This window comes from Bacillus sp. AFS041924, assembly GCF_002577195.1.
Lineage (GTDB): Bacteria > Bacillota > Bacilli > Bacillales > Bacillaceae_G > Gottfriedia.
The window spans coordinates 43,926-55,632 of the sequence record NZ_NULG01000030.1 but is presented as its reverse complement, the minus strand read 5'-3'; the positions used below and the strand labels follow the sequence as shown (position 1 = coordinate 55,632).

The window sequence follows — 11,707 nt, the reverse complement described above, 5'->3', positions numbered from 1 at the left end:
ATAAACATATCATTTAAAGATAAGATAAGAGTAACGAAAGAAAAATGGATAGAAAAGTTTTGGAGTGAGTATATATGAGAGTAACAATGCCGAAGCCATTTACATTTGAAGGTGGAGATCGAGCAGTTTTATTATTACATGGTTTTACGGGACATTCTGCGGATGTTCGAATGCTTGGCCGTTTTTTAGAAAAACAAGGTTATACATGTCATGCACCGCATTATAAAGGACATGGTGTACCACCAGATGAGCTTGTTCATACTGGACCAGAGGACTGGTGGAAGGATGTAATGGAAGCTTATCAATTTCTAAAAGATAAAGGACATCAAAAAATCGCAGCGGTTGGTCTATCTTTAGGAGGAGTATTTGCACTTAAGCTAGGTTACACTGTACCTTTGAATGGTATTGTCACAATGTGTTCACCAATGTACATAAAAAGTGAAGAAATTATGTATGAAGGTGTCTTAGCCTACACAAGAGAGTTTAAAAAACGTGAAGGGAAATCTCCTGAACAAATTGAAGTAGAAATGGAAGAGTTTAAAAAAACGCCAATGAATACATTAAAAGCTCTTCAAGGTTTAATTAAAGAAGTGCGTGAAAATGTTGATACGGTATATGCACCAACGTTTGTCGTACAATCTACTGTAGACGAGATGATTAATACTGACAGCGCAAATATTATTTATAATGAAGTGCAATCTGATCAGAAAAAATTAAAGTGGTACGAAAATTCAACTCATGTTATTACGCTTGGACAGGAAAAAGACATATTACATGAAGATGTGCTAGCTTTTCTTAATGAATTGGAATGGTAGAATGAAATCTTTCTGGACAAACTTAAATTATATACCCTTAACAGTTAGAAAAAGGAGGGAAAATTATGAATCAACAATGGAAAGAAAAATTATTAGAATTGATGAAAAGTGAAGATTATAAGCCTTTAAATATACAAGGAATAGAAGAGGCTATGGAGTTGACTGACGCAAGTGACTTTCGAGAAGTAGTAAAAACGCTCGTTATTTTAGAAGATGAGGGTTATATTGTACGTTCTCGAAATAATAAATATAGTTTACCTGATCAATCTAATTTAGTTAGAGGTAAATTAACTGGACATGCGAAAGGCTTTGCGTTTGTCATTCCAGAAGAAGCAGGAGCAGAAGATGTATTTATTTCACCATCAGATTTAAATGGTGCCCTGCATGGAGACATCGTTTTAGCTCGTATTACAAAAGAAAAAAGTGATGCACGTAGAGAAGGGACAATTGTAAAAATTGTTGAACGTGGTCAAACGAAAATGGTAGGTACATACCAGGCTCAGAAAAGCTTTGGTTTTGTTATTCCTGATGATAAGCGATTCGGAAGTGATATTTTTATATCAAAGAGTAATTCTCAAGGTGCAGTGGAAGGTCACAAAGTTGTTGTAGAGCTTACTCAGTTTCCTGAGAATGGGAAAAATGCAGAGGGTATAGTAGTCCAAGTACTAGGACATAAAAATGATCCAGGTGTAGATATTCTATCGGTTATTCATAAGTTTGATTTACCTCAAGAATTCCCTAAGGAAGTAATGGATCAAGCGAATGCTGTACCGGATGAGATTGATGAATCAGCTATTGGCACTCGTCGCGATCTTCGTGATGAACAAATTGTAACGATAGATGGAGCTGATGCAAAAGACTTAGATGATGCTGTTACAGTAACAGCGCTCGAAAATGGTCATTATAAGTTAGGGGTACATATTGCAGACGTCTCATACTATGTGACTGATAACTCACCGATTGATCAGGAAGCACATGATCGTGGAACAAGTATTTATTTAGTTGACCGAGTTATACCGATGATTCCACATCGTTTATCCAATGGAATTTGTTCATTAAATCCAAAAGTAAATCGATTTACACTTTCCTGTGAAATGGAAATCAATCAAAAAGGTGAAGTTGTTAAACATGAAATTTTTGAAAGTATCATTAAAACAACTGAACGAATGACATATAGCGATGTAAATAAAATATTAGATGAGCAAGATGTTGAATTACGTGAGCGCTACGAGCCGTTAGTGCCGATGTTTGAGGAAATGGCTCAGTTAGCAAAAATCTTACGTAATAGACGTATGACTCGTGGAGCAATTGATTTTGATTTTAAAGAATCAAAAGTATTAGTTGATGAAGATGGTCATCCAACTGATGTCGTCATTCGTGAGCGCTCAACGGCAGAAAAACTAATTGAAGAATTTATGCTAGTAGCAAATGAAACAGTTGCTGAACATTTCCATTGGCTAAATGTACCGTTTATGTATCGTGTGCATGAGGACCCGAAAGAAGAGAAACTTCAACGATTCTTTGAATTTATCGCATCATTTGGTTATACAGTAAAGGGTGCTGGCAATGAAATTCACCCGAGAGCGTTGCAACAAGTTCTTGATATGGTTCATGGACAACCTGAGGAAACAGTTATCTCAACAGTCATGCTTCGTTCAATGAAACAAGCGAAGTATGAGGCTGACAATCTTGGCCACTTCGGTTTAGCAGCTGAATATTATACTCATTTCACATCGCCGATTCGTCGTTATCCGGACTTAATTGTTCATCGACTAATTCGTAAATATTTAATCGAAGGAAAGATGGATAATGAAACAAAACGTGAGTGGGATGATAAGTTACCTGCAATCGCCGAGCATGCTTCTAATATGGAACGACGCTCAGTTGAAGCAGAAAGAGAAACGGATGATTTGAAAAAGGCAGAGTACATGCTTGATAAGGTTGGCGAAGAGTATGAAGGGATTATCAGCTCTGTCACAAACTTCGGTATGTTTATTGAACTGCCAAATACAATTGAAGGATTAGTCAGGGTTGCTGATTTATCAGATGACTACTATAACTATGACGAGCGCTCATTCTCTATGATCGGTGAGAGAACAGGGAAGGTTTTCCGAATAGGCGATGAAGTATCTGTTCGCGTAGTGAATGTAAATAAAGAAGAGCGAGCAATCGATTTTGAAATTGTTGGAATGAAATCGAATAAACCTCGTAGAAGCGACGGTAGAGGACCAGTTAATCTTGGTGGCGGCTCTGGTGGCGGCAGAGGACGAGGCGGACGTGGTAGAGGTTCATCAGATCGAAATGGGGATAGTTCTCGCAGTGGTCGTTCTCGTGGAAGACGAGGAGATAGTTCACCTCGAGGAGAAAGTACTCGAGGTGACGAGAAAGATAGTGGACGTAACGGTAAATCGTCGAGAAATAAGCGTGACGATCGTTTTAATCCAACGAAAAGTAAAAGTAAGAGCAAAAAGAACAAGCCATTTTACGAAAAAGTAGCAAAAGGTAATAAAAAACGATAAAAACGATAAGGCAGTGGACATCTAGTCCACTGCTTATTGACTATTTTAGGTAAAATTATGGTAAAATAAGTAAAGATAGAGAGGTGTTATTTATGCCAAAAGGTGAAGGGAAAGTAATTGCTCAAAATAAAAAAGCGTATCATGATTACTTTATTGAAGAAACATATGAAACAGGTATCGTATTACAAGGTACCGAAATTAAATCATTACGTGCTGGAAAAGCGAATTTAAAGGATTCCTTTGCACGTGTTCAAGGTGGAGAAGTATGGCTTCATAATATGCATATTAGTCCATATGAACAAGGTAATCGCTATAATCACGAACCATTACGTACAAGAAAGTTACTACTACATAATAGAGAAATCGTGAAATTAATCGGTTATACAAAGGAAACAGGTTATACTTTAGTTCCTTTAAAAATCTATTTGAAAAATGGCTATGCTAAGCTATTACTTGGATTAGGTAAAGGAAAGAAACAATATGATAAACGTGATGATTTAAAGAAAAAAGAAGCAAAACGTGAAGTAGAGCGTGCATTCCGAGATCGTCAAAGAATCTAATTGGATAAATGTTGAAGGATTGGAATTCTGTTATTCTTTTAGAAACAATTGTTAATTGCAACTTACGACCAATATGCTATAATAAGTTTGTAAGTTAATCAGCAACATAAATGAGCACGATGTGCAGATTTTATAGATTATGAAGCCTTTGCTTTATGCTTCGTAAGTCACTCATAGCGAGCAGAACTGAAATAAGTTATGTGAGCATTTTATATGGGGACGTTACGGATTCGACAGGGGTAGTTCGAGCTTAAGTCGCGAGTCGAGGGGTCGGCCTCGTTAAAACGCAAAAGCCAATAACTGGCAAAAACAACAATTTCTCTTTAGCTGCTTAATTGCACTAAAGGCTCCTCCTATGTATCGCCCATGTGCATAGCTTAGAGGGGTTCACTCATTAGTGGGCTACGCCGGACCTCGCCGTCTGAGGGGAAAGGAAGAGATTAACCAGACTAGCTATCAGGAAGCCTGTCATTGGGCCGAATGGTATGCGAAATTCTAATACAGTGACTACGCTCGTAGAAGCTTAAGTGCCGATATTCTTGGACGTGGGTTCGACTCCCACCGTCTCCACCAATACATAATTGTTGGTGGTTTTTTTATGTCTCCACAATATCCAGTTTTAATTGGATCGAAGAAAATCTATGGTAGAGCGATCAAACGATAAAAATGAACTAACAAGCAGTATAAGTTACTCTTTTAGCAAAAAGGGTGTAATCATATTGAATAACTTGGTTAAACACCTTTTTTGTAAATAAACAATTAGATCATCTTTTTTCAAATACAAATTTCCCCTTAAAAATAAGACAAGAATACAGTTTAGTATTCTTGTCTTATTTTTTATTTATGTTAAAAGATAATAAGTGCAAATTTAACTTTTTTCATTTATTTTAAGTATTTACGATTAATTGCGCTATCTCCATTGCTTGTTCATTTAAATTCATCTTTGAATAATAATTAAATAATTCCTTCTTAGAACGTTCCGTTAAGAATGTAAAACCACTTTTTATAAACATAGGTAATGCACGATTATTTAGATAATGATAGTATTCTTTTTCTTTAGACTTTAATAAATAAAGTAAAAGCTTAAATAAATGAACATATAATGTGTAATTATTCTTTTTTGCGGTGAAAAGGCCGACTTCTGCATCGTGTATTAGCTCTTCCAAGTTAGAGGAATTACCTTCAAAAGAACTTCGGATATAACCTTCTAAAGAAAGTAAGTAGGATGAACATTCGGGATCTTTTAGTAGCATAGATTCTTTATAATATTTACTTGCTTCCTTAAAGTTTTTACCTCTGTAATATTCATATGCTAAATTATGCAGTACTTTAGCCTTTCGATCAGGGGCATTACATAGTTCACAGCTTCTAATCAAATTCTTAAATCGATTGATTATTTCTTCATCTAAAGTGTCACCTTGGACTTGAATAATCATTAACATTTCAGCGTCAATTACTCGCAGATAATTATTGATTTGTTTAAAAAATAGATGAGATTTTTCTGCATAATAATAAGCTAAAACAGGTGCCTTTATCGTATGATAAGCAACTGCTAAATGGTAATAAAATTCAGGGTTTTTGTAAACTTTGTGGTCGATCGACTTAAGAGTTTGGATTACTTTACCATATTCTTGTTTTGCTAAATAATATATTCCTAAAATATGCTTTAATAAATTTTGTTCGTATGGAGCTAATTTATCTTCTTTTTTTTGAATTTTTTTGATGATTTTAAAAGCCTCGGTACATTTATTATACGTAAGAAAATACTTAGCTCTTAGTAACTGATACATGTCATGGTATTCTGATATTTGAATTAATTCTTCCATTTCAAACTCATAGTTTATTTGGTTCATCTCTTCAAATAACTGCATGATGATTACATCGTGCCAGTGAAGTAGGCGCTGTTTGATATTCATGAAATTAGCTACTTCTAATTCCATATCAATTCCAAGTCTTTTGGATAATAAATTGATAATTTCTGGTGCGTACTTTGTTTGTCCACATTCTATTTTACTTATATGGGTAACGGAGCAAATATTTTTTCCTAATTGTTCTTGTGTTAGTTTGTATTTTTCTCGATAAAATTTAATAATTTTTCCTTCATACATAACTAAGTCCTCCTCCCATCCCAGGATGTTAAAAATAGTACCTAATACTAAAATTCTACAGTTAACAACAAAAATAGTATATTTAGAAAACCCGTGTAGTATGTGAAGTAATACTTAAAGATATGTTAAGGGTAAGTGAAATTAGGAAAATCAGGAAAAAATGGAAGGCTATGTAATTCACTTCTATAATAAACATCTCTTTGTAATTAGTATCCATTTATATCGTTATTAAAGCCTTTATTATGGTTCAGCATTTTTCATTTTATGATGATAATATTATTCAAAAATACGATTATTAACATAATTTATGGTATTGATTACTACAAAATAGAGGTAGTTCTTAAGAATATTGTAAAAGTATGGTATTCATTCAAATTACACATATAACCCTTCCATTTAGCAACACTAATAATGAATTAAATATAATTATTTAATTTAAATTTGTGAGGAAGGATACTGAATATGATGAAAAAATCGGCTGTTATTTTTACAAATATTCTTTTGGCATCATCAATCTTAGTTGGTTGTAATGTAAATGAACCGGAAAATGACCGTAGTCAATTACAAAAACAAATGCGTTATGACAGGGAAAATGTAAATTACGATGATAATTATCAAATGAATAGAAATAATTATCATTATGATAATGATGACATAAACGACGACCTTGATAATACTAAGATTTATAAGAGAAATGTTAATAACATAAATGCACCAGGTGTCGACCAAAATGACAATCTGTTAAGAGATGACGAAAATGATGCCGATCCAGATCCTGAAGATATTGTGGAAGATCCAAAGGATATGATCGATAGAGATAGAAGGGACGAGTAATTCGTTAGCTAAAAATGAAAAAACCATCATTCACATGGGAATGATGGTTTTTAGCTTGTAGATAAAGTACTGTTAATTTGATTAAACTAATCCAAGATAGCTTTGTTAATGGAACTTTATCACCGGGGATGCAGGTTGGACAGGTTAATTACCGGGTAAATAGAGAAAATAGTGTATAAAAAAGAACCATCATTCCTCGAATGATGGTCTTCTTTATTTATTATCCAATTTGTTTCTTAACTTCTTTTTTGTCATTCCAAGCTTCTAAATGTTCACGGCCAGGTATGTTTTCGATATTATCAGCATAGAAAACAGGATCTAAACCTTGTTTCTTTTGAGCAATGTAATCTTTTAACAATGCTCTTGCTACTTTTGATAATCGTGTAATCGCGTAAAGATTAACGATTACCATTAATCCCATAAAGATATCTGCTAATGACCAAATTAATTCGGCACTATATAGAGCCCCAAATAATACCATACCAATTACAGCAAAACGGTATAAGTAAATTGATTTTTTCGAATGCTTCATGAAACTAATATTTGATTCACCGTAGTAGTAGTTACCCATAATCGTACTTAAGGCAAATAAGAATACTGAAATTGAAACGAATGTAGCTGCAAAGTCACCAAGACTTACACGTAATGATTCCTGAGTTAAAGGAATACCTGTTAGTTCTGATGTCTTATAAACACCTGAAACTAAAACAATCATAGCTGTTGATGAACAGATGATAAATGTATCAACAATTACACCTAGCGCTTGAATAAAACCTTGTTTTACAGGGTGAGTTACGTCAGCTGTTGCGGCTGCGTTTGGAGCTGAACCCATACCAGCTTCATTTGAGAATAATCCACGACGAATACCATGAAGTACTGCAGCACCCATAACCCCGCCAAACATTTGTTTAAATGTAAAAATACCTTCAGAAAAAATTGCTCCAATTACATCAGGTAAAATATCAAAGTTTGCGATCATTACCCATAAAGCTAAAATAATATATACACCGGCTTTAATTGGAACTAAAACAGTAGAAAATTTTGCTACTGAGTGTACACCACCAAAGATAATTAAAGCTGTAATAATCGCAAGAACGATTGCAGTTGTTTTTGTATTAACTCCAAATTCATTATTGATCGAAGCAGCAATCGTGTTAGCTTGTACCGCATTAAAAATTAAACCAAAAGATAAAGTAATTAAAATACTAAAGAGAACACCAAGTTTTCTATTACCTAAAGCTTTTTCCATATAATAAGCAGGTCCACCACGCCATGAGGAACCGTCTTTCACTTTATATAACTGAGCTAACGTACTCTCAACAAAAGCTGAAGCAGAACCAATAAGTGCGATTAACCACATCCAAAATACTGCCCCTGGTCCACCTAATGCGACTGCAGTTGCAACACCGGCAATATTACCTGTACCAATACGTGCAGCCATTCCGATCATAAAAGCCTGTAATGAAGAAACCGATTTTTTTTCTTTGTCTCTGTTTCGACCATCACCTAATAATCGAACCATTTCAGGGAAGAATTTAAATTGTATAAATCCTAAATACACTGTTAAAAATAGACCAATTGCAACTAATAAAATTACAATTAATTTTGCCCATAAAAAGTCGTTGAGTAAAGTAACTAATTCTGTCATAAATTCATCTCCTTTATTAAGAATATTCGCAAAATTATTCGATAATTTTGACTACAAAGTGTAATAATAAAATAATAAGTTCACTATGGCAATAGTTTTTTAATTGATATCCAATAAAAAGTAGAAAAGATTAGAAAAAGATTAAAAAAGTAAGTAATCACTTACTTTTTGTTGACGAATCTAATCACGATTAATATACTAGAAAAGTGAATAAACACTTACTTTTTTTAGGGTGTGCTAAAAACAAAGATTTAATTCCTTTTTAACATCGGTTTTTAAGGAGGTAAAAAGTGAACAAGGGAGAAAGAACAAAACAACTCATACTTGAAAAGTCTAAACAGCTTTTTGCAAAAAACGGTTATGACGGTACAACAATCAATCAAATTGCAAAAGAAAGTAAGATTTCTGAAGCGACTATTTATAAGTATTTTAAAAGTAAGCTGGATGTATTAATAAATTGTGTAAAACCTGACATTCAAGAAGTTTGGATGAAAGAGGATTTTAGTAATTTTTCAATTGAAGAATTACTTAGGTTATATGTAAAGAAAAGAATTAAATGGGTAGAAAAGAATCGAAATCAAATTGAAATCTTAATCAGTGAGACTTTACGTCACCCAGAGTTATCAGAGATATTCTTTCAACAGATTTATTGTAAAACTCCAATTGAAGAAGAAATAGAAGCTAGAATGAATGCGAATGAAACAAACTTTCACTTAGAAATACCTATTTTAAGTTTAAGTATGATTACAACAATTATCTCGATTCTTAATTTACAAAAAAATGTTCTAGATAAAGATCCGATGTATATTACAGAAGATGCATCTAATAAAATGGTGCAATTAATCTTATTTGGATTAATAGGAAATAAAAGTCCTGAATAAACATGAAGTAAGTGTGAATGTTAGTGTGTATTTTCAAAATAAATTTATTTAACGGTTTAGTATTTCCCTTTTTTGAAAGGGAGTATTAAACTTTTTAAATGTTAAAAATTGACCAAAATGCAAAAATGGTCAGTTGGTCTGAAAAGGGAGTGGTCATGTGATTAAACAGGAATGGAAAAATATATTAAAAAAGCCAATGACAATTGCTACGATCATTGCAATCGGTCTTGTACCAATGCTTTATTCATTCATATTTCTTTCAGCTTATTGGAATCCATACAACAAAACAGAAAAACTTTCTGTAGCGGTCGTTAATAATGATCGAGGAACTGAGTTTAATGGTAAAAAGCTTTACGTAGGTAAAGATTTTGTAGATGGTTTGAAAGATAATAAATCGTTTAAATGGAAAGTTACAAACAAAAAGCAGGCACTGGAAGGGTTAGATGACGAAAAATATTATTTAGTGATTGAAATACCTTCTAACTTTTCTAAAAATGCATCTACGTTATTAGATGAAAAACCTCAAAAAATGAAATTAAATTATTATACAAATGCAGGTAAAAACTATGTAGGCGCACAAATTGGCTCAAGTGCCATGAAGGAAGTAAATGCTAATATCTCAAAAGAAATTACAGAACAATATGCTAAAACAGTGTTTGATAATTTCAAGGATATTGGAGATGGCATGACAAAAGCATCTGATGGTGCCGGTAAAATTCAAGACGGTGCTTCAAAAATTTCGGATGGAACAGACGTTTTAAATAAAAATTTAAAAAAATTAAATGACAGCATGATAACTTTCGAAAATGGCAGTACAAAACTGAAAAATGGAGCTATTCAATTAACAGATGGTATTAAACAATCAAATGATGGAGCAAATAAATTAAATACTGGCTTAAACTCTCTTCTAGAAGGTTCTGGTAGATTAAAGGCTGGATCTAGTGATTTAAATAGTGGATTATCACAACTAGTTGATGGTGGCAACAAAATCGAAGCCGGCTCTTCAAAACTAGAAACTGGAAGTAGCCAATTAAATGCTGGCTTAAAACAATCATATGAAGGTTCAATCGAACTGCAAAAAAATGAAGCAGGATTTAATGAGAATCTTGGTGCTACAAATAATGCATTAAAATCTGTTGTTAATGGTCTGCAAGATGGTTCATTAAGTAAAGAAGATTTGCAGAAATTACAAGCAATCTCAAACAGCTTAAATCAACTATCACAAGGAAGTAACCAAATTAAAGCTGGTGTTGATCAAATTGCTGCAGCGCAAGGTCAACTATATACAGGTTCAAGTAATTTACTTGAAGGACAAAAAGAATTAAATTCAAATTTAAGTTTATTTAATAGTAAATTACAACAAGCTTCTAATGGAGCGAATCAATTAGCCCAAGGAAGTACTGATTTATACAACGGTACAAAGCAATTAAATGAAGGAAGTTCATTACTTTCAGCTGGTTTAGGAAAACTAAATACAGGTGGAGATCAGTTAGTTCAAGGAATTGACCAATTAAATGATGGTTCGAAACAACTAACTGATGGAACAAATAAGTTATATAGTGGGTCTTCTGACTTATTAAAGGGAACTGCTGATTTAACAAAAGGAACAACTGAACTTCATAAATCCTTGAAGGATGGTGGAGATGAAGTAAATAAAGTTAAAACAAGTGATGAAACGGATAAATTCTTTGCAGAACCGACAGAGTTAGTCGAACATAAAATCAATAATGTAAAAGAATATGGCGTAGGATTAACTCCATATATTTTATCAATTGGGTTATTTGCTGGTGGATTAATGTTCACTTCAGTTTATCCTATGAGAAAGAACTCTATTGCTCCTACTACTGGTTTAGCTTGGTTCTTTAGTAAATATAGTGTTCTAATCTTTGTTGGGATCATGCAATCGATCGTAGCAGACATCGTTTTAATTTACGGTATGGGTCTTGATGTTAAAAACGTAGGATTATTCGTTCTGTTTACAATCATCACTAGTTTGACCTTCTACTCGTTAATTCAATTCTTAACTGTTACATTAGGAAATATTGGTCAATATATAGTGTTCATTATAATGTTATTACAAATTGGAGGAACTTCAGGTACTTTCCCAATTTCATTAACACCATCATTTTTCCAACATATTCATCCTTATTTACCAATGACGTATGCTATAAAAGGATTTAGAGAACTGATTTCTAGTTCTGTTAGCAAAGGATTTGTATGGGATCAAGTCTACTATTTATTTGGATTTGCAGCGTTATTTATTATTCTAACGAATGTAACATTTGCAGTTAGAGTTAAATTAGCAAAGAAAAAACAATTAAGTGAAATCGAAGCTTAATACA

8 protein-coding genes and 1 other RNA gene are annotated in these 11,707 nt (G+C 33.2%); 7 read left to right on the top strand and 2 right to left on the bottom strand.

Features of this window, described 5'->3' with window-relative positions; all coding sequences use genetic code 11:
* Positions 1-74 precede the first annotated feature (74 nt).
* The 4 genes from COC46_RS10685 to ssrA all read left to right on the top strand — a co-directional run bounded on the left by COC46_RS10685 (position 75) and on the right by ssrA (position 4,467).
* On the top strand, positions 75-815 hold the full coding sequence (locus tag COC46_RS10685) for an alpha/beta hydrolase (RefSeq protein WP_098809698.1): 741 nt from the start codon (positions 75-77) through the stop codon (positions 813-815).
* A gap of 65 nt (positions 816-880) precedes the next feature.
* Positions 881-3,334, top strand: a complete 2,454-nt coding sequence (gene rnr / locus COC46_RS10680) for a ribonuclease R (protein WP_098809697.1) — start codon at positions 881-883, stop codon at positions 3,332-3,334.
* Positions 3,335-3,426: 92 nt separating this feature from the next.
* Positions 3,427-3,894 (top strand): SsrA-binding protein SmpB, encoded by a 468-nt coding sequence (gene smpB / locus COC46_RS10675; protein ID WP_056469927.1) that lies wholly within the window; start codon positions 3,427-3,429, stop codon positions 3,892-3,894.
* 215 nt (positions 3,895-4,109) lie between these two features.
* Positions 4,110-4,467: a transfer-messenger RNA gene (gene ssrA, locus COC46_RS10670) on the top strand.
* A 314-nt stretch (positions 4,468-4,781) separates the two neighbouring features.
* Here the strand turns inward: ssrA and COC46_RS10665 are convergent.
* On the bottom strand, positions 4,782-6,002 hold the full coding sequence (locus COC46_RS10665) for a helix-turn-helix domain-containing protein (RefSeq protein ID WP_098809696.1): 1,221 nt from the start codon (positions 6,000-6,002) through the stop codon (positions 4,782-4,784).
* A 462-nt stretch (positions 6,003-6,464) separates the two neighbouring features.
* On the opposite strand from COC46_RS10665, the gene COC46_RS10660 reads away from it, so the two are divergent.
* On the top strand, positions 6,465-6,836 hold the full coding sequence (locus COC46_RS10660; protein WP_098809695.1) for a hypothetical protein: 372 nt from the start codon (positions 6,465-6,467) through the stop codon (positions 6,834-6,836).
* A 220-nt stretch (positions 6,837-7,056) separates the two neighbouring features.
* On the opposite strand, the gene COC46_RS10655 is transcribed toward COC46_RS10660, so the two are convergent.
* On the bottom strand, positions 7,057-8,484 hold the full coding sequence (locus COC46_RS10655) for an alanine/glycine:cation symporter family protein (RefSeq protein WP_098809694.1): 1,428 nt from the start codon (positions 8,482-8,484) through the stop codon (positions 7,057-7,059).
* A gap of 290 nt (positions 8,485-8,774) precedes the next feature.
* On the opposite strand from COC46_RS10655, the gene COC46_RS10650 reads away from it, so the two are divergent.
* A complete protein-coding gene (locus COC46_RS10650; protein WP_098809693.1) occupies positions 8,775-9,365 on the top strand; it encodes a TetR/AcrR family transcriptional regulator in 591 nt (196 codons plus the stop codon).
* Between the two features lie 157 nt (positions 9,366-9,522).
* On the top strand, positions 9,523-11,703 hold the full coding sequence (locus COC46_RS10645) for a YhgE/Pip domain-containing protein (RefSeq protein ID WP_098809692.1): 2,181 nt from the start codon (positions 9,523-9,525) through the stop codon (positions 11,701-11,703).
* Positions 11,704-11,707 lie beyond the last annotated feature (4 nt).